The organism is Dyella thailandensis (assembly GCF_050749815.1).
Taxonomy (GTDB): domain Bacteria; phylum Pseudomonadota; class Gammaproteobacteria; order Xanthomonadales; family Rhodanobacteraceae; genus Dyella_A.
Map to the genome: position 1 here is coordinate 97,973 of NZ_CP192735.1, position 26,480 is coordinate 124,452.

Below are 26,480 nucleotides of genomic sequence, written 5' to 3' on the forward strand. Positions count from 1 at the left end.
GGACTCGCTTAAGGCGCGCGCACCGGTCGGCGCGCGTCGTGGAAGGCGTAAAGCGGCCATTGTACGGGCCGCGCCCAGGGCTGCCAAAGCGCACCGGCGCTGGCGTGGTCCGACCGATCAGCCGTCGCAAGCGTGGCGCGGGCCCAGGTTTGCCGGGCACCGGGGATGCGAGAATCGCCCGACGCGGGCTCGCCGCGGGTGCCAGGGCTTGATGTACGTGCGATGGATGAACGGGGGCGCGGCCAGGTCCGCGCAGCAGGACCGGAGCGGGCACGGCCGCCGCGCGCGGTGGTGGAATCTTGCAGTGATGCTGGTGCTGGCCTCGGCCGCAGGCCTTGCTTCGGCCGCGGTGCCAGAACGCGCCGGCTGGACGCTGCAGTTCAGCGACGACTTCAACGGCGCCGCCGGTCGGCTGCCCTCCGCCACGCTGTGGCGCTTCGATGTCGGGCACGGCTACCCCGGCGGACCGCCGAACTGGGGCACGCACGAGATCCAGCGCTACACCACCGAGCCGGCCAATCTGGGCCTGGACGGGCACGGCCACCTGCGCATCACGCCACAGCGCGACGCAGCGGGTGAGTGGACTTCGGCGCGCATCGAGACGCAGCGCGACGATTTCCGCCCGCCGGACGGCGGCGTGTTGCGCATGGAAGCCCGGCTGCAGATGCCCAACGTCAGCGGCGAGGCGGCGCTCGGCTACTGGCCCGCGTTCTGGGCGCTGGGCGAGAGCTTTCGCCGCACCGGCAACTGGCCGCAGGCGGGCGAGTTCGACATCATGGAGAACGTCAACGGCCTCAACCTGGTGTGGGGCACCCTGCATTGCGGCGTGCTGCCGGACGGCCCGTGCGGCGAGCCCAACGGCATCGGCCAGCACAGCCCCTGCGCGCCCACCACCTGCCAGGCCGGTTTTCACACCTATGCCTTCGAATGGGACCGCAGCGTGGCCCCCGAAGCGCTGCGCTGGTACCTGGATGGCCAGCTCTACGGCGTGATCACCCGCGATCGCCTGCCGCCGGCCACCTGGCAGGAAATCACCGGCCAGCGCGGCTATTTCCTGCTGCTCAACGTGGCGATGGGCGGCGACTTCGCCTATGCCATCTCCGGCGGTCGCGAAACCCCGGTGCCGGCGACCGAGCCGGGCCATCCGATGGTGGTGGACTACGTGGCGGTGTGGACGCGCGTCGGGTCGCCCTGAAGGTGACTACCGGCGCGCGGTGCCACGTCAGTGCACGCGTGCGCCGCTGAGCCGCTGCATCAGGGGCGCCGCATCGAGCAGCATCACGGTGGTCTGGTCGGGCAGGTCGACCACCTCGTGCAGGTCGTGCTGCAGTTCCGCGTCCAGGCGGTGCGCCACCATGCCGGGGATGCGCAGCTTGTCGGCGCGATCGATGCTGACGATGTCGTGGATCGCATCCACCACGAGGCCGATCTTCTCGCCGTCGCGATCCACCACGAGGATCTTGCCGGCCGCCGTGCCATCGGTCGCTGCCATGCCGTACAGCGTGCGCAGGTCGACCACGGTGATCAGTTGCTGGCGCAGGTTGAGCACGCCGCGCACATAGGCCGGCGCCCCGGGCGGGCGCATCAGTGTGGGATCGTCGTCGATGACCTCGCACAGCTGCTCGATGCGCAGGCCCATCAGGCGCTCGAGCTGGAAGGTCACCCAGGTTTCGCGCGCGGCCTTGCGGCTGGAGCGCTGCGCCGCTTCCTCCTCGTCGGCGTTGCGGTACAGGTCGTGGTGCCCCTTGGCCAGGTGGGCCAGGAACGGGTCGCCATGCAGTGCGGTTGCATCGACCAGCACCAGATCGTCGGCCGCGTCGGCGCGGCCGCTGATGCAGCCGGCGAACACGCCGGCCTGGCCGGGGATCGTCGGCATCGGCAGCAGTTGCGCCTCCAGGAAGGCGACGATGCTGTCTACCTCATCCACCAGCAGGCCCAGGTAGGAGTCGCCCTGACGCAAGACGAGCACCCGGCGCAGGTCTTCGCCCTGCCCAGGCAGCTCGCCGGTGCTGCGGGAGCAGCGCTCCAGCCCGAGGAAGCGGGCAAAGTCGAGCACCGGCACCGGGGCGCCGCGCAGGTGCACGCGGCCGAGGCAGCGATCGTCGGCCAGCACCGAGTGCTCCAGCGCCGGCACGCGGATGATTTCGTGGATTTCTCCCATCGGCAGCGCCATGTGCCGGCCGCCGGCGCGGAACGACACCGCCTGCTGCCGCCGCCCCTGTGCCGCGCGTTGCGCGCGTGCCTGGGCCGCCAGATCCGGGTTCAGCACCTGCGGTAGACCCGGCAGGCGCGTCAGCGCCGAGGCCGACAGCACCTGCACGATGCGGCCACCCTGGTCTAGGTGGAACGCGCTCTCGATCAGCCCCAGCGATTCGCTGCCGTGGCGGAACGGCACGACCCGATGGCCTGGCAGGCGCAGCATTTCGCCGGTGCGGTCGAACAGCACGCCCAGGCGCGCAGCGCCCGCGGCCACGATGGCGATGCGGGCCTCGCCGCGATCGCCATCGTCCGCCAGGCCGAGGAAGCGGCCCAGGTGGGCGATGGGGATCAGCATGCCGCGCAGGTTGAACAGGCCCAGCAGGTGAGGGGGCGCCAGCGGCACCTGGGTTATCGCCGGAGGAAACGGCACGACCTCCTGCAGCGCGCCGATCGGCAGCGCCAGTTCGAAGTCGCCCAGGTGAAACGTGCCGAACAGCTGTGCCGTGTCCAAGGCGGGAGCGGTTGCGAGGGGCTGCGTGTCCATGGCGGAGGCCTTTAGTGGAAGCGTTCGAAGGTGCGGACCGCGAACTGCTGCGCGTGGCAGTCGATGCTGAGCTGGCGCCCGTGCGTGCCACCGGTATCGGCATGGATCACCCGGATGCCTGCCTCCGCCAGTAGCCGCTGCGCCATGCGTGCGTTCTGTTCGCCGATCAGGCCGTAAGGAGCCACCCTGACCGGTTGCACCATGCAGGCGCCGCCGGCCACCACGGCCTCGATCTCGGCATGATCAGCGCGCGCCGCGCCCATCAGTTGCAACAGCGAGGGCAGAGCATCGGTGACGTACTTGGCCGAAGGCGCCGGCGCACGCAGGGCCGATTCGGGCAACAGGCAGTGCGCCAGTCCGCACAGATCGCGTCCGCGCCACAGCAGGCCGATGCCCACGCACGAGCCCAGCGTGGTGCGCAGCACCTGGCGGCCGCTGCCAGTACGCACCTCGCACATCTTCACGTGCAGGTCCTGGTCGTTCATGCCGCTGCGTGGCCGTTGCGGTAGATCAGCGGCTGTTGATACACAAAGCCGGTGCGAATGCGGCTGAGCGATTCGGATTCGCCCACCAGCAGCACGGCCCGTTCGGCCATCGACTGGCGCACGTTCTCCAGCACCGCTTCCTGGCCGGCCTCGTCGAAGTAGATCAGCACATTGCGCAGCAGTACCAGGTCGAAGCGGGTCGGATCGCGCAGCGCCTGGTAGAGATTGTGCGGGCGGAAGCTGACGCCGGCGCGCAAGGCCGGTAGCACGGAGTGTGCCTCGCCCTCGGCCTGGAAAAACTTCTCCAGCATGGCCGGGCGCACTTTGCGCAAGCCATCGATGTTGCGGCCCAGGTATTGCCCGGCGCGCGCGGTGTCGAGGACGCGCTGGGCGATGTCGGTGCCGAGGATGCGATAGCGAAACGTGGGATGCCGCTCGCGGAACTCCTCGCACAGCATCGCCACCGAATAGGCCTCTTCGCCGGTGGAGGAGGCCGCCGACCACACCTGCAGCGTGCCACTGGGGTGCGCCGCGTGCCAGGCCGGCAGGAAGCCGTGCCACAGGTAGTCCCAGATGCGGGGGGTACGGAAAAACGAGGTCTCGTTCGTCGTCACCAGGTCGATGAAGTGCCCGACCTCCTCGGTCGAGCTGTCCAGCACCGCGAGGTAGTCGCGGTAGCTGGACAGCTCCAGCGCCTGCAGTCGCCGGCGCAGGCGACCATGCAGGAGCGTCCATTTGCGGTCCGCCATCACGATGCCGGTATGCCGACGCACCTGTGCAAACAGCGCACGCTGCGTGATCGGGTCAGCGAGGGCTTCGGTATCGATCATGACAACCCCGATCAGACGACGAAGTGATTGACGGTACGGCTCAGCTCGCTGGCGCCGGTCATCAGCGAATTGCACGAGCGGGCGATGTTGTCGCACGTGGTGGCCGACTTCTCCGTCTCCTCGGCGATCTGCTGCACGGCGGTGGCGACTTCGCGGGCCGCCACGGCCTGTTCGTCGGCACCGCAGGAGATCTCGGACATGGCCTGGGTGGTGCGCGCCACGCCGAACACGATCTTGTCGAAGGCCTCGGCCGCTTCCTTGGAGACATCGCTGCCCTGGGAGACGCGCCGGGTCGACTCGGTGATCAGCTTGGAGATCTCCTTGGCCGCCTGCGAGGAACGTTCGGCCAGCTTGCGCACCTCCTCGGCCACCACCGAGAAGCCCAGCCCGTGCTCGCCGGCGCGGGCCGCTTCGATCGCGGCATTGAAGGCGAGCAGGTTGGTCTGGCTGGCGATCTCGCTGATCACCTTGATGATCTCGCTGATGTCCTCGGAAGACTTGTTGATCAGCGCCATCGCCTCGATCGAACGATCGATCGCCTTGGCGCCGCGTTCGGCCTCCTGCTGGGTGTCCTTGGCCAGTTGGTCGGCACTGCGCGCGTTGCTGGCGATGGAGTTGATCGAGGCGGTGAGCTCCTCGATGGTGGCGTTCATCTCTTCCACCGTGGCGCCCAGCAGCTGTGCGCCGCTGGCCATGGAGCCCGACTGGCTGGCGATGTCGGTGGACTCCGCGGTGAAGCCATGGGTGCCTTCGATCACCTTGCCGATCACCGTGCGCAGGTCGCCCATCATCTGCTTGATACCGGCGGCGAGCTGGTCGATCGGCTCGTCGCCCTGTGGCGAGATCTCGCCGGTGAGATCGCCGGCAGCGGCGCGGCGCACCGTCTGCAGCAGCACGTCGACCTTGCGCTGGTCCTCCTCGGCGCGGCGCTTCACCGATTCCTCCAGCTCCACCTGGGCGGTGATGTCGGAGGCAAACTTGATCACCTTGTGCACACGTCCGTTGACGTCGTGCACCGGGTTGTAGGTGGCCTGCAGCCAGATCGTGCGACCGCCCTTGCCGATGCGGCGGTAGCGGCCCGAGTCGAACTGGCCGCTGCGCAGCCTGGTCCAGAAATCGGCGTAGGCCGAGCTGGCGGCGAGGGCCTCGTCGCAGAACATGCGGTGGTGCCGGCCCTGGATCTCCTCCAGCGAGTAGCCGACGGTGGCCAGGAAGTTGCCGTTGGCATGCAGCACGTGCCCGTCGAGGTCGAACTCGATCACCGCCTGGGCCTTGTCCAGCGCCGCCATCTTGCTGTGCACCTCGGCCCCTTCGGTGCGCGAGGCGGTGATGTCGGTGGCGAACTTGATCACCTTGTACGGTTTGCCCGCACTGTTCATGACCGGGTTGTAGGAGGCGTTGATCCACACCTCGCGACCGTCGGCGGTGAGGCGCTTGTATTCGCCCTTGTCGAACGCGCCGCTGCCCAGCCGTTCCCAGAACTTCTTGTACTCGGCGCTGGCCGCGTAGGCCGGGTCGCAGAACATGCGGTGGTGCTGGCCCTGCACCTGCTCCAGCGAGTAGCCGAGCAGGGACAGGAAGTTGTCGTTGGCATCGAGGATTCGACCTTTCAGATCGAACTCGATGACCGCCTGGACGCGGTTGAGCGCATGGCTCAACGCCTTCATTTCCTGCAGTTCCATCTGCGGATCGGGAATTTCCTTGCCCATGGGTGTGCCTCGTGATCAATGCGCCTGTGACGTGCGAACCGTGCGGGCGGCTGGGCCGGTGGCCGGGTGTCCGGTCGGACACGGGGTCACGGAGGCTTGAGGCCGATGCCTGTTCGTCCTGGGGAAGTCAGCAGGGCGATGACGCGAGTCGCGTTCGATGGCCGTGAAAAATTACGGGTTCACCGCAGGCAAATTCGTGCCATACCCTGACGTCGCGTTATCGACAAAAGTCGACGCGGACTTGAGCAGGGAACGGCTGGGCGTGGTCGAGCGGAGTGTGAGCTGCGTCAACTTTCGCGCAGGGTGCGGCCGTAAGCGTGCACTTCGTCCACCAGTACCTTCACGTGCTCCGGGTCGACTTCCGGCGTGATGCCGTGGCCGAGGTTGAACACGTGGCCGGGGTGGTTGCCGTAGCTGTCGAGCACGGCGCGCGCCTCGCGGCGGATCACGTCCGGGCTGGCGCGCAGGATCGCGGGGTCGAGGTTGCCCTGCAGCGCGACCTTGCCGGCCACGGCGCGGCGCGCGTCGGCCAGGTCGATGGTCCAGTCCACGCCCAGCGCGGCGCAGCCGGTGTCGGCCATCTCGGCGAGATGTGCGCCAGCGCCCTTGGAGAACAGGATCACCGGCAGCGTGCCGGCCACCGCATCGGCCTTCAGTGCCTCGACCACGCGTTGCATGTAACGCAGCGAGAACTCGCGGAACGGCGCGGGACCGAGCAAGCCGCCCCAGGTGTCGAACACCATCAGCGCCTGCGCGCCGGCGTGGGCCTGGGCGATCAGGTAAGCCGCCACGGCGCGGGCCAGCGTGTCGAGCAGCTGGTGGGCGAGGGCGGGTTCGTTCCAGCACATCGCCTTGAGCGTGGCGAAATCTTTCGAGCCCTGGCCCTCGACCATGTAGCAGGCCAGCGTCCACGGGCTGCCGGAGAAGCCGATCAGCGGCACGCGGCCGTCCAGCTCCTGGCGGATCAGCCGCACCGCGTCCATCACGTAGCGCAGCTCACCGTCCATGTCGGGCACGGCGAGCTTGTGGATGGCCGCGGCGTCACGCAGCGGATGGGCGAACTGCGGGCCTTCGCCGGCGGCAAAGCTGAGCCCCAGGCCCATCGCGTCGGGGATGGTGAGGATGTCGGAGAACAGGATCGCCGCGTCCAGCTCGAAGCGTTCCAACGGCTGCAGCGTCACCTCGCAGGCGAACTCCGGGTTCTGCGCCAGCCCCATGAAGCTGCCGCCGCGCGCGCGGGTGGCGCGGTATTCGGGCAGGTAGCGACCGGCCTGGCGCATCACCCAGATCGGCGTGGTGTCGGTGGGCTCGCGGCGCAGGGCGCGGAGGAAACGGTCGTTTTTCAGCGGGGCGGACATGAGCGTGCCTTGGCAGATCGATGGGTGGGGGCGGATCGGAGACGGTCCTGCACGGATGTCGGCTGACTGTAGGAGCGCATCGCGTGCGCGAAACGATACTTCCGTCGTCCGAACCTTCGCCCACAGAGTGGGCTCCTACAGGTATCGGCGGATCGAGCGATCACCGTTGATGAGGCCCATCCATGCCCTGGCTGAACATCACGCGGTAGCCGCGCTTGAGCTGGGCGTCGCGCGCCTTTTCGAACGCGGCGATGGCCGCCTCGCGTTCCAGATACTGCTCGCGCTTGAGCGTGGCCTTGCCGCCCTGCGTGCCGGTTTCGCGGTACAGCGTCCAGCCGCCGAGCAGATCCTGCTCGAGCACGATCTGGACATAGCGCGGCGCTTCGGTCGAGGCGGGCGGGGTTTGCAGGTAGAGGCGCATGGCGTCCGGGGGAGGATTTCGGGGCGGCTGGGGGCCGCAAACGCGTCATTCTAGAAGGCCGGTGCCGATGGCGCGAGCGCGCCGGCTCAGTGCTCCGGTGGCGGCACCATGCGGCGGTGGCGGGTGAACCGCTCGGCCAGCAGCGGCAGCAGTGAAATCAGCGCGATGCCGCCCAGCGGCAGCAGCACGCTGCGATGGAACAGCAGGCCCAGTCCGATGTGGTCGCTCTGGCTGAGCGCATCGCCCAGCCCGGCGCCGACCAGGTTCTCGAACACCAACGTCACCGTGCCGCCGAGCCAGGTCGCGCCGAGGAACAGCCACAGTCCGCAGCGCAGCCACGCCAGGCACACGGTGACCGCACCGAACGGCAGCACCGGCACGAAGCGCAGGAACAGCGTGTAACTCACCGGATGGTGGGCAAAGCCGTGACGCAGGCGCTCGACCAGCGCGGGCGGATGCTTGCGCCCGGCGCCGAACGCGTAGCGGCTGGCCAGGAACAGGATCAGCGAACCCAGCGTGAGCGCGATGGAGGAATAGATCGTGCCCTCCACCACGCCGAACGCGAAGCCGCCGGCGAGGATGATCAGGATCGTGCCGGGAATGCCGGTGGCCATGCCCAGCGTCAACAGGCCGATGTAGGCCAGCCGCGACAGCCACGGCGAAGCGGCGATCTCCGCGCGCAGGCGCTCCTGATGGGCCACCAGATATTCCGGGCTGAACTGCGCCAGCGTGCCGGACGCATACAGCGCGATGCCGGCCAGCACCAGCAGGATCAACGGCAGCGCGGCACGCAGCCGGCTCAATAGCCCGGCCCGCTTTCGCCGTAGGCGGCCAGCACGGTGCGGGCCTCATCGCGCAGGATGTCGCGGCGCACGGCGATGCCGCGGCGCTCCAGCTCGCCGGTCCAGTCCGCCGGCAGCGGGCCTTCGTCGAACTCGGTCAGTTCCTCCACGTCGGCGGCGCGCGCACCGATCAGCAGCTCGTCGATACCGGCCCACACGGTGGCGCCGTAGCACTGGCAGCAGGGTTGCGCGCTGGTAGCCAGCACGTAGCGGCCGCCGTCCTCATTGAGGCGGAAGCGCTGCAGCCGCTGCTGCGCGCCCATGTACGCCATCATCTCGGCGTGCGCCACCGAACAGTTCTGCGGGATCACCCGGTTCACGCCGGCGGCAATCAGCCGCCCTTCGCCGTCGAACACCGCCGCGCCGAACGGGCCGCCGCTGCCGTTGGCCACGTTGTGGCGCGATAGCTCGATCGCCAGCCCCACGCGTTCCTCGTCGGTGAGGTAGCGCCGCGCGGTGTCGGCCACGTCGCCCAGCCACGGCGGCAGGGTGAGATGGATCTGGATCGGAAGCATCGCCACCGGACTCAGACCTTGCTCGCCCAGGTGTCGCGCAGCGTCACCACGCGGTTGAACACCGGATGGTGCGCGTGGTGGTCGACGCGGTCGGCGACGAAATAGCCCAGCCGCTCGAACTGGAAGCGCTGCTCCGGCTCGGCCAGCGAGGCGGCACGCTCCACCCAGCCGGTGATGACGCGCTTGGCCTCGGGGTTGATGTGCTCGATCCAGCTCTTGCCGTCACTCTCGTCGTCCGGTGCAGGCACGGCGAACAGGCGGTCGTACAGGCGCACCTCGGCGGCCACGCCGTGCGCAGCGCTGACCCAGTGGATGGTGCCCTTCACCTTGCGGTCGGCACCGGGCAGTCCGTGGCGCGATTCGGGATCGAGCGTGCAGCGCACCTCGATCACCTGGCCGTCGGCGTCCTTGACGATCTCCTCGCACTTGACGATGCCCACGCCGCGCAGGCGCACCTCGCCCTCGGGCTTGAGGCGGTGGAAGCCCTTCGGCGGCACCTCGGCGAAGTCGTCGCGCTCGATCCACACCTCGCGCGCGAACGGAACGGTGCGGCTGCCGAAGCTCTCGTCCTTCGGGTGGTTGGCGAAGGTGAGGATTTCCTCGTGGCCTTCGGGCAGGTTGGTGATCACCAGCTTCAGCGGATCGAGCACGGCCATGCGACGCGGCGCGACGGCATCGAGGTCCTCGCGCACGCAGCCCTCGAACACGGCGTAGTCGATCACGCTGTTCTGCTTGGACACGCCCAGGCGCTCGATCAGCAGGCGGATGCTGGCCGCGGTGAAGCCGCGCCGGCGCAGGCCGCGCAGGGTGTTCATGCGCGGGTCGTCCCAGCCGTCCACGTGGCCTTCGTTCACCAGCTGGGCGAGCTTGCGCTTGGAGGTGATCGAGTAGCTGAGGTTGAGGCGTGAGAACTCGATCTGACGCGGCTTGCTCGGCTTGGTCTCCAGTCCGGCGTCGACCAGCGGCTGCCACAGCTCGGGGTGGTTGGGCAGGTCCACCGCGTCGACGAACCAGTCGTACAGCGGACGGTGATCCTCGAACTCCAGCGTGCACAGCGAGTGGGTGATCGACTCCAGCGCGTCGGACAGGCAGTGCGCGTAGTCGTACATCGGGTAGATCGGCCAGGCGTCGCCGGTGTTCTGGTGGGCGATCTTGCGCACGCGGTAGATCGCCGGATCGCGCAGGTTGATGTTGCCCGAGGCCATGTCGATCTTCGCGCGCAGCGTTTTGCTGCCGTCTTCGAACTCGCCGGCGCGCATGCGGCGGAACAGGTCCAGGTTCTCTGCCACGCTGCGGTCGCGGTAGGGCGAGTTGCGGCCCGGTTCGGTGAGCGTGCCGCGGTGGGCGCGCACTTCGTCGGCGTTGAGGTCGTCGACATAGGCCTTGCCGTCCTCGATCAGCTTGATCGCGGCGCGGTAGAACACCTCGAAGTAGTCCGAGGCGTGGCGCAGCTCGTGCCAGTCGTAGCCGAGCCAGCGCACGTCGTCCTTGATGCCCTCGACGAACTCGGGGTCTTCCTTGCCCGGGTTGGTGTCGTCCAGGCGCAGGTTGCACCAGCCGCCGGCGAACTCCTGGGCGATGCCGAAGTTCAGGCAGATCGCCTTGGCGTGGCCGATATGCAGGTAGCCGTTGGGCTCGGGCGGGAAACGCGTGCGGGTACTGGCGTGCTTGCCGCTGGCCAGGTCGTCGCGAATGATCTGGCGGATGAAGTCGCGCGGCGCGTCGGACGCGGGGCTGGACGGGGCGCTGGGGGTTTCGTTGGACATCGGGGACTTCAGCTCGCTGACGCGTGGGCGGAAAGCTGCCGAGTTTACCCGGTCGCACGTGAGCGGCCACCTGCGAGCACGTGCGGCGGCCACGCTTGCCGGGGCCGCGCATCCGCACTAGCTTGCGCTGCATGCACATCGCCTACCGCGCCGAAACCCTGATCGATGCCCATCTGGTGAAGGACGCGCTGGAGCGCGCCGAGATTCCCGCGTTCGTCACCGGCGAATACCTCACCGGCGGCGTCGGCCAGTTGCCGGCGATGGATTACGTGGCGGTGATGGTGCCCGAGGCGGCGCGTGAGGCCGCCGACCGCGTGGTGGCCGAGGTGGAGCGGGCGCTGGCCGAATCGCGCGGCGCGTCAGCCGACTGGGACGCCGATCCGGGCCTGTCCGGCCCGCTCATCGCCTGAGCCCACCGATGGCTGCCTTGTCGACCGAGCCGGCCGCGCCGGAAGTGACCGCGCTGCCGCACCGCGCCGACGTGCTGGCGATGGTGGCCGGCGCGGCGCTGCTCTCGTGCACCAGCATCTTCGTGGTGCTGGCGCAGGTGGGGCCGGCGGTGTCGGCGTTCTATCGCATGCTGTTCGGCGGCGTGGCGCTGCTGGGCTGGGTGGTTGTGACCGGCCGTTGGCGCGCGATCACCCGACGCGATGTGCTGCTCGCCCTGCTGCCGGCACTGGGGCTAGCCGGCGACCTGCTGCTGTGGCATCGCTCGATCCTGTGGGTGGGGCCCGGCGTGGCCACGCTGCTGACCAATTTCCAGGTGTTCCTGCTCGCGCTGGTGGGCGTGGTGGCCTATCGCGAGCGGCTGGCGCCAGCGTTCTGGCCTGGCATGGTGCTGGCCCTGGCCGGGCTGTGGCTGCTGGTGGGCGCGCACTGGTCGCTGTTTGATGCGGCGCATCGGCTCGGCGTGTGGTTCGGCCTGGCCAGCTGCCTGGCCTATACGGTCTACCTGCTGAGCTTTCGCCGCGCGCTGTCCGGGCGCACCGCGCTGGCACCGGCGCAGTTTCTGGGCCTGATGAGCCTGCTGTGTGCGGCGGCGTTGGGTGCGTGGTGCGTGATCGAGCGCGAGTCGCTGGCGCTGGTCACGCTGCGCGGCTGGAGTTCGCTGCTGGCGCTGGGCCTGCTCGGCCAGGTGGTCGCCTGGCTGCTGATCGTGCGCTCGATGCCGCGCCTGCCGGCCTCGCTGGTGGGCCTGCTGCTGTTGCTGCAGCCGGCGCTGGCGTTCGTGCTGGACGTGGCGCTGTTCGCCCGTCCCACCATAGCGCTGGACTGGTGCGGCCTGATAGTGGCGCTGGCCGGTATCCTGCTCGGCACGTGGCGGCCGCGTCGCGCTGCCTGATCCCCCCCCTTTTTTCGGAACCTGCCGATGCATCCGCTCGCCGCCTACGTTCGTGCCGTGCCCGATTTCCCCCAGCCCGGCATCGTGTTTCGCGACATCACCCCGCTGCTGGCTGACGCCAGCGCCTTCGCGCGCTGCATCGACGCGCTGGCCGAGCCGTGGCTGGGGCAGGGCGTGCAGGCGGTGTGCGGGATCGAATCACGCGGTTTCATCTTCGGCGCCGCGCTGGCGCAGAAGCTCAACGCCGGCTTCGTGCCGCTGCGCAAGCCGGGCAAGCTGCCGCCGCCGGTGACCGGGGTGGACTACCAGCTCGAGTACGGCCATGACCGGCTGGAGGCGCGCGACGACGCGCTCCGCGCCGGCGAGCGCGCGCTGCTGGTGGACGATGTGCTGGCCACCGGCGGCACCCTGCTCGCGGCCCGGGCGCTGGTGGAGCAACTCGGCGCACAGCTGATGGGTGCGGCGGTGGTGATCGAGCTCGATGCCCTGGGCGGACGGTCGCGCTGGCACGGCACGCCGTTGCTGCACGGTCTGCTGCATTACTGACGTGAAGGCGTGCTCACCGGGCTGAACCAGGCACCGCTGCATGCGCGCTCTTCGCCGTTCGTTGACGGCTCGGACACCGCGCGCAAGTGACCGTGCGCGGCAAGCGCGGCTCGTGGCCGCGGCTGCGTGCCGCCGCCTGCGGCGCGATCCATCGCAACGGAGGGACCGTCCATGCTTGTCACCATTCTCATCGTGCTGCTCATCCTCGCCCTGATCGGCGGCCTGCCCACCTGGGGCTATTCGCGCAGCTGGGGCTACGGCCCGTCGGGCATCGTCGGCGTGATCCTGGTGATCCTGGTGGTGCTGTGGCTGCTTGGTCGGATCTGATCGGCCTGATCCGATCGGCATGATCTGATCGGCATGATCTGACCGGCACGATCTGACGCCGCTTCGGGTCAACGCTCGATGGTGAGCGACTCCACGTACACCAGTTCGCAGGCGCCGTTGCCGGTGTCCTCGCGGGTGAGCGAGCTGTTCCAGTGCCAGCCGTCCGGACGGCTGGCGTCGACCAGGAAGCCTTCGATACGCACCACCTCGCCGGCGCGCACGCGATCGAGCATCGCGCGCACGCCGGCGTCGGCGGGGATCAGATGCATGTTGGCGCTGGATTCCTCGATCTCGCGGCGGGGAATCGGGTAATCCTTCACGCGCCAGAAGTAGAAGCGGCCGGACTGACTGATCTCGATGCGGTCCAGCACCGCGCTGTCGGACATGCGCCCCCAGCCCAGCGCCAGGTCGGTGGGGGCGAGCGAAGCGCCGGCATCGAAGCGGTAGTCCTCGCGTGAAAGCACGCGGGCGGTGGCGTCGAAGTGGGCGCGGGTCAGCAGGGTGACGTCGTCGCGCTGGAGCTGTGCGGGGTGATCCAGGTCGACCTGCTCCGGCGCCTCGGCGGCCAGCACGCCCGGCGCCGCGTGCAGGGGGCGCCGCTGCCAGGTGTGCAATGCGCCCCAGAGCACCAGTACTCCGGCGGCGGCCAGCGCGAGTTGGCGGCCGGTCATGCGTCGCCGCTGCGCGCGGCGCGGGTGCCTTTCGCAGCCTTGGTGCGGGGCGCGACCACGCTGGGTGCCGGGGGCGCGGTGACCGAGCGCGGGTCCAGCAGCTCCGGCGGCAGGCGCTTGAACACGGCGGCGAGCTTCAGCAGGAAACCATGCATCGCCGAGCTCTTGCGCCACACCATCGCCAGCCGGCGGCTGGGTGCCGGGTGCTTGAACTCGATCAGGTGCAGGTTGCCCGACGGCGCCACCGGCGGCTTCACCGCCAGGGTCGGCAGCAGGGTGATACCCACTTCGGCCGACACCATCTGCCGCAGCGTCTCCAGGCTGGTGGCGCGGAAGCCGTTGCGCTCGCCCGCGCCGGCCAGGTGGCACACCTCCAGCGCCTGGTCGCGCAGGCAGTGACCGTCTTCCAGCAGCAGCAGGCTCTCGTGCGACAGGTCGGCCAGTTTCAGCTGCCCCTGTTTGTGCGCCAGGTGATGCGACTGCGGCACCGCCAGCACGAACGGTTCTTCGAACAGATACTCCACATGCAGGCTGTCCTCGTGCAGCGGCAGGGCGAGGATGCCCGCGTCGAGCTTGCCCTCGCGCAGCAGCCGCACGATCGTTTCGGTCTTCTCTTCCACCAGCAGCAGTTCGAGCTTGGGGAACGCCTCGCGCACCATCGGCACCGAGTGCGGCAGCAGGTAGGGCCCCAGCGTGGGGAAGATGCCCAGGCGCACCGTGCCCGACTCCGGATCGCGCGTGCGCCGCGCCACCGCGCGGATCTGCTCCACTTCGTTGAGCACCTCGCGTGCGCGATCGGCGATCTCGCGGCCCACCTCGGTCAGCAGCACTTTGCGCGGCGTGCGCTCGACCAGCGCCACGCCCAGCTCGTCCTCCAGCTTCTTGATCTGGGTCGACAAGGTGGGCTGGCTGACAAAACAGGCCTCGGCGGCATGGCCGAAGTGGCGGTGCTCGGCCAGGGCGACGAGATAGTGCAGATCGCGCAGGTTCATGGCACGCCTCGGGAAGTTGCATAGCTCACGGCTATAGGTGCGATGCTAACAATCAATTTGTGCAATGCAAGGGCGGTGCGTATCGTGCGCAGCGTGGCTGATGCGGCGGGCCCATCCCCTCCCGGGCCCGATCTCCCCGCAACCGCATCAGCCCACGCCCGACCGCCCGGCCTTCCCCCTCCCGGCCGGCACCCGGGCCACCCCTCCGGCGACGAAGCTCCCCCTTCGTCGCCGGTTTTTTTTTGCCGTCGTATGGGCGCGATGGGTGCCGCTGCCATGCCTTCTGGCACTGTGTCGGAAGTCATGTGCCGCCTAGCGTTCAGGGTTCCCTCGTCACAGGAAGCCCCTCCATGCGCCTAGCCCGCCCGCTCATGTTCACTGCCCTGGCCGCCTGCTGCGCCAGCGCGTTCGCCGCCGGTGCCGATTCGGTGCCGCATGGCCGCCTGCCCGGCTGGGCGATGCCGCAGTCTTACCAGCTCGCGTTCAAGGTGGACCCGCGCCAGGCCGATTTCTCCGGCCATACCGTGATCACCGTGAAGCTGTCGCAGGCCTCCGATCACGTGTGGCTGCACGGCGCCGACTTGAAGGTATCCAAGGTTGCCGTGACCGACGCCGCCGGCAAGACCGCTGCGGGCAAGTACGTGGCGGTGGCGCCGAAGGAAGGCGTGGCGCGTATCGACTTCGGCCGCACGCTGAAGCCGCAGACCATCACCCTGGCGATCGACTACTCCGCGCCGCTCAACCAGCAGCTGCAGGGCCTGTACAAGGTCAGCCACGAAGGCCAGCCCTACGCGATGACGCAGATGGAGCCGATCAGCGCGCGCTACGCGTTCCCCGGCTTCGACGAGCCCGGCATCAAGACGCCGTTCGACATCACCCTCACCGTGCCGAAGGACGAGAACGCGGTGGCCAACACCGCGCAGGTGAAGGAAGTGGACGACGGCAACGGCTGGAAGACGCTCACCTTCTCGCAGACCAAGCCGCTGCCGACCTACCTGGTGGCGTTCGGCGTAGGCCCGTGGGACATCGTCAACGGCCCGGACATCAAGCCGGACGACTACCGCACCACCGTGCTGCCGCTGCGCGGCGTGGCCGCCAAGGGCGAGGGCCACCGCATGCAGCACGTGCTCAGCGAGACGCCGAGCATCATCCACGCGCTGGAGGACTACTACGGCTTCGGCTATCCGTGGGACAAGCTCGACCTGCTCGCCGCGCCGGATTTCTCCGCCGGTGCGATGGAGAACCCGGGCCTGGTCACCTTCCGCGACTGGCTGCTGCTGCTCGATCCGGATTCCCCGGCGCAGTACGTGCGCGGCTCGTTCAACGTCACCGCGCACGAGCTGGCTCACCAGTGGACCGGCGATACGGTGACCACCGCGTGGTGGAACGACATCTGGCTCAACGAGGCCTTCGCCACCTGGATGCAGCAGAAGGTGACGATGAAGGTGCACCCAGAATACCGCGCCGACTTGGACCGCATCCGCGGTGCGCAGGGCGCGATGAACAACGACAGCCTGGTCAGCGCGCGCAAGATCCGTCAGGAGATCACCGGCAACGGCGACATCATGACCGCGTTCGACGGCATCACCTACCAGAAGGGTGCGGCGGTGCTCGGCATGTTCGAGAACTACGTGACGCCGGCGGTGTTCCAGCAGGGCATGCGCGCGTACATCCAGGCGCACAAGTTCGGCAACGCCACCGCCGACGACCTGGTCGACTCGATCGCCCAGGCGGCCGACAAGGGTGCGGATTTCAAGAACGCGTTCAAGAGCTTCCTCAACCAGTCCGGCGTGCCCTACGTGCAGACGAAGCTGGAGCAGAAGGACGGCCAGACCATCCTGCATCTGAGCCAGAGCCGCTACCTGCCGGTCGGTTCCACCGGCGACAGCGCGCGCGTGTGGGGCGTGCCGGTGTGCGTGCGCTACGGCACCGCCGACGGCAGCAAGGTGAGCTGCGAAATGCTCGACAAGGCGCAGGGTTCGATGGTGCTGGCCGGCGCCAGCAACCCGACCTGGGTGATGCCCAACGCCGGCGCGCAGGGCTACTACCGCTTCGGCATGACCAAGGCCGACCTGGCCTCGCTGGGCAAGCAGATCGGCTCGCTGGCCGACACCGAGCAGCTGGCCTATGCCGATGCGGTGAGCGCCAGCTTCCGCCACGGCGACATCGATGCCGGCGACGCGCTGGCCGCACTCAAGCCGCTGGCCGCCTCCAAGACCGACGAAGTCGCCACCGCGCCGCTGGGCACCTTCGAATGGATCTGGGGCCAGCTCGCCAGCACCGACGCACAGCGCGCCAAGCTCACCGCGTGGGCGAAGGATGCCTATCTACCGCGGCTCGAATCGCTGGGCTATCGCCGCAAGGCCGGCGAGGCCGACGGCGATTCGCTGATGCGCAGCACGCTGGCCAACTTCCTCGGCATGGACGTCAAGCTGCCGGCTGTGCGTGCGGAACTGCTCAAGCAAGGTGATGCCGCGCTCAAGCCCAAGGCCGACGGCCGCCTCGACCTCGCCGCCGCCGATCCCGACCTGCTCGGCGTGGCGCTGGGCGTGGCCGCGCAGGAGCACGGCAAGCCGGTAGTCGACAAGCTGATCGCCGAGCTGCCCAAGACCAGCGACCCGGCACTGCGCAACGCCATCCTCGGCGGCCTAGGCAGCGTGGACGACGCCACCCAGGTCGAGCGCATCCGCAACTTCGCGCTGAGCAAGGACGTGAAGGTGGGCGAGATGGCCGCGCTGTTCCGCGGCGGCCGCGACACCCGGGCCGAGCGCGACGGCATGTGGAAGTGGGCCGTGGCGCACTACGACCAGATCCTCGCCCGCACCGGCAGCTTCGCCGGCGGCCGCCTGCCCGGCCTGATGGGCGGCGGCGGCTGCTCCAAGGCCGAAGCCGATCGCCTGCAGGCGTTCTTCAAGGATCGGGTGAACCAGGCACCGGGCGCCGCCCGCGGTCTGGCGCAGACCGGCGAAGCCACCCTGCTGTGCGCAGCACTGAAGCAGAAGCAGGACGCGAACGCGATCCTGCGCTGAGGTGATGGTCACGTCCGCCTTGTCATCCAGGGCGGACGTGACGTCAGGTTCCAGCCATCGTCCGCGCTGAGCGCGCTCTGCGTCAGCACGCGACCTCGAAGTGCCTCGAAAGAGACGCCCCAGAAACCTCCGAAATCTCCCGACGTCATTCCCGCTTTCGCGGGAATGACGAAAAGGGGGGGGCTCCGCAGAAGCGAAACGCCGGACGGCTCGCCGCCCGGCGTTTTCTTTGGCGCCGCCTCAGGGCGAACGCACCACCCGATCCTCCATCAGCGCGGCGGCGGCCGGTGCACCCGCATGCTCACGGATGAACGCCAACGTATCCTCCAGCACCGGCGCCTTGCCGCGCAGCGGGCGCGACATCGCCAGCAGGATCGCGAAGTGGCCGATGTCCGGATACAGCGTGACCTGCGCCGACTCGCCAGCCTTCTCCAGCGTGGCGCCCAGCGAACGCGCGTTGCGCGGCCACACGATCTTGTCGGTGGTGCCCTGCATCAGCAGCATCGGCGGCTCGTCGCCGTTGACGAAGTGCACCGGCTGCGAGTTCAGCTGCGCGGCGTGGGTGGGGCCGAACATGTCGACGAAGTCGGGATCTTTCAGCGGCAGGAAATCGTACGGACCGGCGAGGCCGATGAAGCCGCGCAGCTGGTCCGGCTTCATGCCCACCGCTTGCAGCCAGCGATCGTCGGTGGCGAGCAGGGCGCCGATGTGCGCGCCGGCCGAGTGGCCCATCAGGAACAGCGCACCCGCGTCACCGCCGTATTCACCGGCGTGTTCGCGCGACCACGCCACCGCGCGGGCGGCGTCGCGCATGAAGCCATCCATGCGCACCTGGGGCCACTTGCGGTAGTCGGGGATCACCACCACCAGCCCGCGTCGCGCCAACGCTTCGCCGGCCCAGCGGTACCACTGCCGCTTGCCGGATTTCCAGCTGCCGCCGTAGAAGAACACCACGACCGGCGCGCCGCGCGCGTCGGCCGGGCGATATACATCCAGCGCCAGCTGATGCGTCGCGTCGAAGCTGACGTCGTGCGCGGCGACCACCCCCTGGTCGCGTGCGGTGGCGTTGAGGCCGGCGAACAGCGTGGCCTGGCAGCCGCTGAGCAGGCCGGCGGCGAGCAGAGCCGCCACGCCGCGCCATCGCCGCGCATGGCTGCGGGGGATCGGCTTGGCGGGGGAGGCGGCGCGGCGGGAATCGCTGAATGGAGGCATTGAAAGACTCTCTCGCACACGGCATGGCGCGTGCGTGCAGGGGGAGCGAACGTGTGATGACCCCGAATCGCACCGAGTGGCGTTTCATCCGGGGGACGTGCCCTTGGCTTACGGGCGGGGCGCACTCCGGGATGCAGCGTGGCCATCGCGGGCGCCACGCCATCGCCTACACTGCCTGCGCTCACCAAGCGGGAAGGGGAAAACCATGCAACGTGGTTCATGGAGTGGGTGGCTCGGCCTGGCGTTGCTGGCTGCGCTGCTGACCGCGCCGCTGCGCGCGCAGGACAACGACATTCCGCCCGCACTGCGTGACTGGCAGGGATGGGTGCTGCACGACCGCCCCCAGCAGGCGTGCCCGTTGCTCAACAGTCCGGGCGCAGCCAATGACGCGCGCCAGTGCGCCTGGCCGGGCCGGCTCGCGCTGCAGGCCGATGCCAACGGCGCGCGTTTCACGCTGCAGGTGCGGCTGGATGCGCCCGGTTGGGTGGCCTTGCCCGGCGATGAGCGCGACTGGCCGCAGCAGGTGCGCGTGGATGGGCAGGCGCAGCCGGTGCTGGCGCATCGCGAGCAGCCGTCGTTGTGGCTGAGCGCCGGCAGTCATCGGCTGGATGGCGCCATCGCGTGGTCCGCCCGACCATCGACGCTGGCGCTGCCGCCGTCGATCGCGCTGGTCGACCTGTCGATCGACGGCGTGCCGGTGGAGCGCATCGAGCGCAACGACGATCGACTGACCCTGGGCGAAGCGGCCGCTGCCGCACGCGCCGCCGATGCGCTGTCGCTGCGTGTTTATCGGCAGCTTGCCGACGGCCTGCCGCCCATGCTGGAAACCCGGCTGCAGATCAACGTCGCCGGCACGGCGCGCGAACAGCTGCTGGGGCCGGCGCTGCCGGCCGGCTTCGTCGCCACGGCGCTGTCCGGCGACCTGCCCGCACGGCTGGAGAGCGATGGCCGGCTGCGCGTGCAGCTGCGGCCGGGCCAATGGACGATCACGCTGGATGCGCGCGCCACCGCGCCGCTGGCCGGCGTGACGTGGAAGCCGCCGGGCGCGCCGTGGCCGGCGCAGGAAATCTGGAGCTACGCCGACAACACCGACCTGCGCGGCACGCGTGTCGAAGGTCAGGGCGTGGATGCATCCCGTGCCGGCGTGCCCGCCGACTGGCTCAGCTTCCCGGCCTTCGCGGTAGATGCCAGCCACGGCCTCGCTATCGTCGAAGGCAATCGCGGCGACCAGGGTGGGCAGGGCGACCAGCTGCAACTGCAGCGTGAGCTGTGGCTGGATTTCGACGGTCGCGGCCTCAGTGCGGTCGACCATCTCACCGGCACGCTGCGCCATCATCAGCGGCTCGACGTCGGCGCGCCGTGGCAGCTGCAGCGGGCGGAGCAGGGCGGCGCGCCGCTACTGATCAGCCAGGGCCAAAACGGCCGCAGCGGCGTCGAGCTGCGCCAGCAGGCGCTGGACCTGCGCGCCGGCCTGCGCGTGGCGCAGCACGGCAGGAGCCTGCCCAGCGGCGGGTGGCAGATTCCGCTGGAAGGCATTGACGCCACCTTGCATCTGCCACCCGGCTACCGCCTGGTCGGTGCCGGCGGCGCGGACCGTTCGCCGGATTCGTGGGTCGCCCAGTGGACCCTGCTCGACCTGTTCGTGGTGGCGCTGATCGCCCTGCTCGCCGGCCGCGCGCTGGGCTGGCCGTGGGCCGCGCTGGCCGCCGTGTTCCTCGCGCTGGCCCAGCACGAGAGCGGTGCGCCGCGCTGGACGCTGGCGGTGGCATTGGCGCTTGCGTTGCTGCTGCGCGCGCTGCCGGACGGTCGCCTGCGTGCGGCGGCGCGCTTCGTGGCGCTGGGCGCGTTCGCGCTGGCGGCGCTGTGGACGCTGCCGTTCGCCGCCACGCAATTGCAGTACGCGCTGCATCCGCAACTGGAGGGTAGCATCGCACAGGGCACGATCCGCATGGTCGCGCAGGCGCGGATGGAGTCGCTTGATCAGCTCGCGATGCAGCGGCGCCCACAGCCGCAGGACAAGTCCGCCGCCCCAGCCCCGCCCGCGCCCCCCATGCCGATGGCGACGCCTCTTCCGCCGCCTCCGCCGTCCGAACCCGCCGTGGACGAGGCCTCTACCAACCCGGCGCCTGATCGCGCCGGCATCCTGGCTTCGGTCACCGCTTCCGCTATCGATACTGCCAGCGCGCCGCTGGACAGCCGCAGCGTGGTGCAGGCCGGTGCGGGCGAGCCGGAATGGAACACCGGCAACGACTATCGGCTCAGCTGGTCCGGTCCCGTCACGCCGGAGCAGACCACGCGGCTGGTGATCGCGCCGGCATGGCTGGTGCGCCTGCTTCGCGTGCTGATGGTCGCACTGCTCGGCGTGCTGCTGGGGCGCATGGTGCCGCCGCTGGTCACGCCGCTGCGCGGGCACTGGAACGACTGGCGTCGCAGTGCGGCGAGAGCCGCGGTCCTGATGCTCGCGCTGCTTGGCCCGCACGCCGCAAAGGCGCAGCAGGCGTCCGCTGCATCGATGCCGGATCAAGCCATGCTCGACCAGCTGCGCGCGCGTCTCACCGAGGCACCCAAGTGCGCGCCAGAATGCGCCGCGATCGCCGATGCCCAGCTGCAGGCCAGCGGCGACACGCTCGACATCGCGCTGGAAGCGCACGCCGGCGCCGACGTCGGCTTGCCGCTGCCGCAGGGCGACGACGCACTCACCCTGCTCGATGCGCGCCTCGATGCGCAGCCCGCCGCACTGGTGAACCGCTACGACACGCTGATGCTGCGGCTCGATCGCGGCGTGCACCGGGTGACCCTGCACTACCGCCTCGCCGCCGGTGCCGACAGCGCCAACCTGCGCTTCCCGCTCCATCCCGGGCACGTGGGCTTCATCGGCCAAGGCTGGAGCGCCAGCGGGTTGGACAATGATCGCCTGCTCGGTGACAGCGTGGCGCTGAGCCGCCAGCGCGCGGCCGCCGACGGCAGCGCGCTGGCCATCACGCAGAGCCTGCCCGCCTACGTGCGGGTCACTCGCCAACTGAGCTTCGGCGTGGACTGGACAGTGCAGACCACGGTGGAGCGCCTCGCCCCGCAAGAGGGCGGCTTCAGTGTGAGCCTGCCGCTGCTGCCGGGTGAGCATCCGCAGGGGGACGGCGCGCTGGTGCGTGACGGCGCCATCCAGGTCAGCTTCAACGCGACCGATCCGGTGGTGACGTGGGTCAGCCGTCTCGACCACGCGCCCACGTTGACGCTGAAGGCGCCGCCGCTGGGCCAACGTGCCGAAGTCTGGCAGGTGGACGCCGCGCCGATGTGGCACGTCGAAGCGCACGGTGTGCCGACCAGCGCGACTTCGCACGGGCTGCGCTTCCAGCCGCTGCCGGGTGAAACGCTGACGCTGGCGCTGAGCGAACCCAAGGCGGTCGCCGGCAGCAGCATCGCGTTCGACCGCCTGCAGGCCACCACCGCGGCAGGGGAGCGCGCCAGCGAGACCACGCTCTCGCTCACCGCGCGCAGTACGCGTGGAGGCGAGCACGCGATCACACTGCCGACCGGCGCCGAACTGCTGCAGGCGCGACGCGACGGACAACCCCTGTCCCTCGCCGTTCGCGACGGCCGGCTCGGCCTGCCGCTGCTGCCGGGCGTGCATCGTTTCGACGTGGTGCTGCGCGTGCCGCACGGCATCGCGACGCGCACGATGACGCCCGCGCTGGACCTGCACGCGCCGGCCGCCAACCTGGAGCTTGGCCTGCAACTGCCGCAGGATCGCTGGGTGCTGTGGACCTGGGGTCCGTCGATGGGGCCGGCCGTGCTGTACTGGTCGCAGCTGGTCGTGCTGTTGCTGGCGTCTTGGCTGCTCGCGCGCTACGCGCCAACGCCGCTGCGCTTTCATCACTGGCTGCTGCTCGGCCTGGGTTTCTCGGCGTTCGCGTGGAGCGCTTACGCGCTGGTGGTGCTCTGGCTGATCGCGCTGGGGCTGCGGGCCCGCGGCGTGCGAGCGGGCAACGACGTGGCGTTCAACCTGCTACAGATCGCACTGGCGATACTCACCGCGCTGGCCCTGCTGGCGCTGGTGGGAGCGGTGCCGCGCGGCCTGCTCGGCCTGCCGGACATGCACGTGGCCGGCAATGGCTCTACCGCCTGGCAGCTGCGCTGGTTTGCCGACCAGAGCGCTGGTGCGCTGCCGCACGCTGGCGTGTTCAGTGTGTCGCTGTGGGTCTACAAGGTCGCCATGCTGGCGTGGGCACTGTGGCTGGCCAATGCGCTCATCGGTTGGCTACGCTGGGCGTTCGGGGCGTGGAGCGAGGGCGGCTACTGGCGCAAGCGGGCGGCCAAGGCAACGCCCCCGGACCTGCCGCCGACTTCCCCCACGGATACCGCCACGCATGACTGAAGTACGCCACGCCATCGGTGATGCCGCGCGTCGCCTCGGCGATCGGATCGATGCCGAGGTGCTGCTGCAGCACGTGCTGCGCCGGCCCGCCAGCTGGCTGCTGGCGCACTCCGACGACGTGCTCTCGCTGGCCGACGAGCGTGCCTTCGTCGAGCTCGTGCGGCGACGCCAGCTCGGTGAACCGGTGGCCTATATCACCGGTCGCCGGGGCTTCTGGTCGCTGGAGCTGGAGGTGACGCCGGCCACGTTGATCCCGCGGCCGGAGACCGAGCGGCTGGTGGAGCTGGCGCTCGATCGCCTGGCCGACGACGTGCCCGTGCGCGTGGCCGATCTGGGCACCGGCAGCGGCGCCATCGCGCTGTCGATCGGCACCGAGCGGCCGCGTGCGCGGATCACGGCCACCGATGCCAGCACCGAGGCGCTGGCGGTCGCCCAGCGCAACGCGCGGCGGCTTTGCATCCCGAACGTGCAGTTCGTGCACGGCGACTGGCTGGCACCGCTGGGCGAGGTGCGCTTCGATCTCATCGCTTCCAACCCGCCGTACATCGAGGCGGACGACCCGCATATGACGCAGGGCGACCTGCGTTTCGAGCCGGCTTCGGCCCTGGCCTCCGGCCCGGACGGCCTGGATGACATCCGCCGCATCGTCACCGACGCTCGTCGGCACCTGCTGCCCGGCGGCTGGCTGCTGTTCGAGCACGGCTGGAACCAGGGCGAGGCCTGCCGCGCGCTGCTGGAGGCGGCCGGTTATGGCGAGGTGTTCACGGCGCAGGATCTGGAAGCGCGCGACCGGGTCAGCGGCGGACGTTGGGCCGGTCGCGCCTGATACAGGCGTCGACCGCCTCGCCGCGCGCGCAGACAATACCTTGCGGCAAATCAGCCCGCGCTGGCGCTCGCTGCCACCAGTTGCGGAAAACGGGCGCGGATCGCGTTGCGGATGGAGGGCAGGTCCAGCCCGCCCATGCTCAGCACTTCCTCGCGGCTGCCGTGCTCCAGATAGACGTCTGGAAGGCCCAGATGCAGGATCGGCAGCGTGATGCCGTGCGCGGCCAGGCACTCGGCCACGGCCGAGCCGGCGCCACCGGCGATGGCATTGTCTTCCAGCGTGACGAAGGCGTCGTGGGTCTTCGCCAGTTCCACCAGCAGCGCTTCGTCGAGCGGCTTGACGAAGCGCATGTTGACCAGCGTGGCGTCGACCTCGGCGGCCACCACGGCGGCCGGCGCGAGCATGGCTCCGAAGCTGAGCAGAGCCAGTCCGCGACCGCGGCGGCGTACTTCGGCCTTGCCGATCGGCAAGGTGTCCAGCTCCTTGCGCAGCGGCGTGCCCGGGCCGGTGCCGCGCGGATAGCGCACCGCGGCGGGGCCTGAGTAGGCGAAGCCGGTGGAGAGCATGGTGCGGCACTCGTTCTCATCGGCCGGCGCCATGATCACCATGTTCGGCAGGCAGCGCATGAAGCTCAGGTCGAAGCTGCCGGCGTGCGTGGCGCCATCGGGGCCGACCACGCCGGCGCGGTCGATGGCGAAGGTGACGTCGAGGTTCTGCAGCGCCACGTCGTGGATCGCCTGGTCGTAGGCGCGCTGCAGGAAGGTGGAGTAGATCGCCACCACCGGCTTGGCGCCCTCGCAGGCCATGCCCGCGGCCAGCGTCACCGCGTGCTGCTCGGCGATCGCCACGTCGAAGTAGCGCTCGGGGTATTCGCGCGAGAAGCGCACCAGGCCCGAGCCCTCGCGCATCGCCGGGGTGATGCCCATCAGGCGATCGTCGGCCGCGGCCTGATCGCACAGCCAGTCGCTGAAGACGTCGGTGTAGGTCGGCTTGGCCGGCGCACTCTTTTTCACCAGGCCGGCCTGCGGGTCGAACGGACCGACCGCGTGGTAGTCGATCTGCGCCTCTTCGGCTGGGGCGTAGCCCTTGCCCTTGGTGGTGATCACGTGCAGCAGCTGCGGACCGGGCAGATCCTTCACCGTGCGCAGCGCGGCGAGCAACTGCGGCAGGTTGTGGCCGTCGATCGGGCCGGTGTAGTGGAAGCCCAGTTCCTCGAACAGCGTGGAGGGCACGAACATGCCCTTGGCGTGTTCTTCCCAGCGCTTGAAGAAGCGGCCCATCAGCGACTGCTTGGGGATCGCCCGCTTGGCGCGCTCGCGCCAGCTGTTGAGCGTGCGGCTGGCCATGGCGCGCGCCATCATCTTGGTCAGCGCGCCGACGTTCTCGCTGATCGACATGCCGTTGTCGTTGAACACCACCAGCATGTTCGGTTCCACGTCGCCGCCGTGGTTGAGCGCCTCGAACGCCATGCCGGCGGTCATCGCGCCGTCGCCGATCACCGCCACCACCTTGCGCATGTCGCCGCGGCGCTGGTTGGCGATCGCCATGCCGAGCGCGGCGGAGATCGAGGTGGAGGAGTGGCCGACGCCAAAGGTGTCGTACTCGCTTTCCTCGCGACGCGGGAACGGCGCCAGGCCGTCCTTCTTCTTGATGGTGGTGATCCGCTCGCGTCGACCGGTGAGGATCTTGTGCGGGTAGCACTGGTGGCCCACGTCCCACACCAGCCGGTCGTTCGGGGTGTCGAACACGTGGTGCAGGGCGACGGTGAGTTCGACCACGCCCAGCCCCGCGCCGAAGTGGCCGCCGGAGCTGGCCACCGCCTCGATCAGGTACTGGCGCAGCTCGTCGGCGACGGCGGGGAGCTGGTCGTCGGGCACGCGGCGCAGGTCGGCCGGCGTCTCGATCGGCGCCAGGTGGGGATAGCGGGAGAGGTCGATCATCCGCGTATTGTTGGCCCAGCGGCAGGGCGGGGCAAGGGCGGTGCGGCGTCCTGAACGTGGCGGTTTCGTTCAGCTTGGCTGCACATCCGCCTGACGCGGACGTCGCCACGCTCGCGTCGGCTTCCCTGCAAGGACCCCTGTCATGAGCTCATCGTCCCTGTTCCGCCGGTTTGCCGCCGCCACGTCCACTGCCGCCGGCAAGCCCGCCACGTTCATCGTCGCGGTGCTGATCGTCGTGGTCTGGGCGGCGTCCGGGCCGCTGTTCGGCTTTGGCGATACCTGGCAGCTGGTGATCAACACCGGCACCACCATCATCACGTTCCTGATGGTGTTCCTGATCCAGAACACGCAGAACCGGGATTCGGCCGCGGTGCAGATCAAGCTCGACGAGCTGATCCGCTCCAGCCACGCGCACAACGCCCTGCTGGCGCTGGAGGAACTGGACGACGCCACGCTCGAACGCATCCGCAAGCATTATTGCCAGCTGGCCGAGCGGGGCCGCAGCGAACTGGACGATGTGGAGCGGGCCCTGGCGGCCGAGCCCGGCGATTGAG

General features: G+C 69.6%; 22 protein-coding genes. 9 read left to right on the forward strand and 13 right to left on the reverse strand.

Annotated elements, in window-relative coordinates; genetic code table 11:
* The first annotated feature begins 307 nt into the window (after nt 1–307).
* Nucleotides 308–1,195, forward strand: coding sequence for a glycoside hydrolase family 16 protein (locus ACQVBX_RS00430; protein ID WP_431638083.1), 888 nt, complete (start codon nt 308–310; stop codon nt 1,193–1,195).
* Between the two features lie 27 nt (nt 1,196–1,222).
* On the opposite strand, the gene ACQVBX_RS00435 is transcribed toward ACQVBX_RS00430, so the two are convergent.
* The 9 genes from ACQVBX_RS00435 to ACQVBX_RS00475 all read right to left on the reverse strand — a co-directional run bounded on the left by ACQVBX_RS00435 (nt 1,223) and on the right by ACQVBX_RS00475 (nt 10,669).
* Nucleotides 1,223–2,743: a chemotaxis protein CheW gene (locus tag ACQVBX_RS00435; RefSeq protein WP_431635932.1), complete on the reverse strand. Its 1,521-nt coding sequence runs from the start codon at nt 2,741–2,743 to the stop codon at nt 1,223–1,225.
* Nucleotides 2,744–2,754: 11 nt separating this feature from the next.
* Nucleotides 2,755–3,228, reverse strand: a complete 474-nt coding sequence (locus ACQVBX_RS00440; RefSeq protein ID WP_431635933.1) for a chemotaxis protein CheD — start codon at nt 3,226–3,228, stop codon at nt 2,755–2,757.
* The gene (locus tag ACQVBX_RS00445; protein ID WP_431635934.1) at nt 3,225–4,058 is read right to left on the reverse strand and encodes a CheR family methyltransferase; all 834 of its coding nucleotides are present in this window, start codon (nt 4,056–4,058) and stop codon (nt 3,225–3,227) included. Before ACQVBX_RS00445 ends, ACQVBX_RS00440 begins: the two co-directional genes overlap by 4 nt.
* 11 nt (nt 4,059–4,069) lie before the next feature.
* Nucleotides 4,070–5,767, reverse strand: coding sequence for a methyl-accepting chemotaxis protein (locus tag ACQVBX_RS00450; protein WP_431635935.1), 1,698 nt, complete (start codon nt 5,765–5,767; stop codon nt 4,070–4,072).
* Between the two features lie 287 nt (nt 5,768–6,054).
* Nucleotides 6,055–7,125 (reverse strand): uroporphyrinogen decarboxylase, encoded by a 1,071-nt coding sequence (gene hemE, locus ACQVBX_RS00455; protein ID WP_431635936.1) that lies wholly within the window; start codon nt 7,123–7,125, stop codon nt 6,055–6,057.
* Nucleotides 7,126–7,285: 160 nt separating this feature from the next.
* Nucleotides 7,286–7,546 carry a WGR domain-containing protein gene (locus tag ACQVBX_RS00460; protein WP_431635937.1) on the reverse strand — a complete coding sequence of 87 codons (261 nt, stop codon included), beginning with the start codon at nt 7,544–7,546 and terminating at the stop codon, nt 7,286–7,288.
* Between the two features lie 86 nt (nt 7,547–7,632).
* Entirely contained in the window at nt 7,633–8,349 is a 717-nt protein-coding gene (locus tag ACQVBX_RS00465) for a TVP38/TMEM64 family protein (protein WP_431635938.1), read from the reverse strand.
* A complete protein-coding gene (locus tag ACQVBX_RS00470; RefSeq protein ID WP_431638084.1) occupies nt 8,346–8,903 on the reverse strand; it encodes a nucleoside deaminase in 558 nt (185 codons plus the stop codon). The genes ACQVBX_RS00465 and ACQVBX_RS00470 overlap by 4 nt, the downstream gene beginning before the upstream one ends.
* A gap of 11 nt (nt 8,904–8,914) precedes the next feature.
* Nucleotides 8,915–10,669: a glutamine--tRNA ligase/YqeY domain fusion protein gene (locus tag ACQVBX_RS00475; RefSeq protein WP_431635939.1), complete on the reverse strand. Its 1,755-nt coding sequence runs from the start codon at nt 10,667–10,669 to the stop codon at nt 8,915–8,917.
* A gap of 131 nt (nt 10,670–10,800) precedes the next feature.
* Between ACQVBX_RS00475 and ACQVBX_RS00480 the strand changes: the two genes are divergently transcribed.
* From ACQVBX_RS00480 to ACQVBX_RS00495, 4 genes are all read left to right on the forward strand, one after another.
* Nucleotides 10,801–11,079: a DUF2007 domain-containing protein gene (locus ACQVBX_RS00480; RefSeq protein WP_431635940.1), complete on the forward strand. Its 279-nt coding sequence runs from the start codon at nt 10,801–10,803 to the stop codon at nt 11,077–11,079.
* A gap of 8 nt (nt 11,080–11,087) precedes the next feature.
* Entirely contained in the window at nt 11,088–12,011 is a 924-nt protein-coding gene (locus ACQVBX_RS00485; RefSeq protein ID WP_431635941.1) for a DMT family transporter, read from the forward strand.
* Nucleotides 12,012–12,038: 27 nt separating this feature from the next.
* Nucleotides 12,039–12,557, forward strand: coding sequence for an adenine phosphoribosyltransferase (locus tag ACQVBX_RS00490; protein ID WP_431635942.1), 519 nt, complete (start codon nt 12,039–12,041; stop codon nt 12,555–12,557).
* Nucleotides 12,558–12,728: 171 nt separating this feature from the next.
* Nucleotides 12,729–12,884: a DUF3309 family protein gene (locus tag ACQVBX_RS00495; RefSeq protein ID WP_404632089.1), complete on the forward strand. Its 156-nt coding sequence runs from the start codon at nt 12,729–12,731 to the stop codon at nt 12,882–12,884.
* A 68-nt stretch (nt 12,885–12,952) separates the two neighbouring features.
* On the opposite strand, the gene ACQVBX_RS00500 is transcribed toward ACQVBX_RS00495, so the two are convergent.
* Both ACQVBX_RS00500 and oxyR read right to left on the reverse strand, forming a co-directional pair.
* Nucleotides 12,953–13,555 carry a hypothetical protein gene (locus ACQVBX_RS00500; protein WP_431635943.1) on the reverse strand — a complete coding sequence of 201 codons (603 nt, stop codon included), beginning with the start codon at nt 13,553–13,555 and terminating at the stop codon, nt 12,953–12,955.
* Nucleotides 13,552–14,547 (reverse strand): DNA-binding transcriptional regulator OxyR, encoded by a 996-nt coding sequence (oxyR, locus tag ACQVBX_RS00505; RefSeq protein ID WP_431635944.1) that lies wholly within the window; start codon nt 14,545–14,547, stop codon nt 13,552–13,554. The genes ACQVBX_RS00500 and oxyR overlap by 4 nt, the downstream gene beginning before the upstream one ends.
* Before the next feature lie 350 nt (nt 14,548–14,897).
* On the opposite strand from oxyR, the gene ACQVBX_RS00510 reads away from it, so the two are divergent.
* Nucleotides 14,898–17,576: a M1 family metallopeptidase gene (locus ACQVBX_RS00510; RefSeq protein WP_431635945.1), complete on the forward strand. Its 2,679-nt coding sequence runs from the start codon at nt 14,898–14,900 to the stop codon at nt 17,574–17,576.
* Between the two features lie 240 nt (nt 17,577–17,816).
* On the opposite strand, the gene ACQVBX_RS00515 is transcribed toward ACQVBX_RS00510, so the two are convergent.
* Entirely contained in the window at nt 17,817–18,788 is a 972-nt protein-coding gene (locus ACQVBX_RS00515; protein ID WP_431635946.1) for an alpha/beta hydrolase, read from the reverse strand.
* A gap of 205 nt (nt 18,789–18,993) precedes the next feature.
* On the opposite strand from ACQVBX_RS00515, the gene ACQVBX_RS00520 reads away from it, so the two are divergent.
* Together ACQVBX_RS00520 and prmC are read left to right on the forward strand one after the other, a co-directional pair.
* Nucleotides 18,994–23,160 carry a hypothetical protein gene (locus ACQVBX_RS00520; RefSeq protein ID WP_431635947.1) on the forward strand — a complete coding sequence of 1,389 codons (4,167 nt, stop codon included), beginning with the start codon at nt 18,994–18,996 and terminating at the stop codon, nt 23,158–23,160.
* Nucleotides 23,153–23,986 carry a peptide chain release factor N(5)-glutamine methyltransferase gene (gene prmC, locus ACQVBX_RS00525; RefSeq protein ID WP_431635948.1) on the forward strand — a complete coding sequence of 278 codons (834 nt, stop codon included), beginning with the start codon at nt 23,153–23,155 and terminating at the stop codon, nt 23,984–23,986. The genes ACQVBX_RS00520 and prmC overlap by 8 nt, the downstream gene beginning before the upstream one ends.
* Nucleotides 23,987–24,036: 50 nt before the next feature.
* Here the strand turns inward: prmC and dxs are convergent, their stop codons facing one another.
* Nucleotides 24,037–25,926 (reverse strand): 1-deoxy-D-xylulose-5-phosphate synthase, encoded by a 1,890-nt coding sequence (dxs, locus tag ACQVBX_RS00530; RefSeq protein ID WP_431635949.1) that lies wholly within the window; start codon nt 25,924–25,926, stop codon nt 24,037–24,039.
* A 142-nt stretch (nt 25,927–26,068) separates the two neighbouring features.
* Between dxs and ACQVBX_RS00535 the strand changes: the two genes are divergently transcribed.
* Nucleotides 26,069–26,479: a low affinity iron permease family protein gene (locus tag ACQVBX_RS00535; RefSeq protein ID WP_431635950.1), complete on the forward strand. Its 411-nt coding sequence runs from the start codon at nt 26,069–26,071 to the stop codon at nt 26,477–26,479.
* The last annotated feature ends 1 nt before the right edge of the window (nt 26,480 follow it).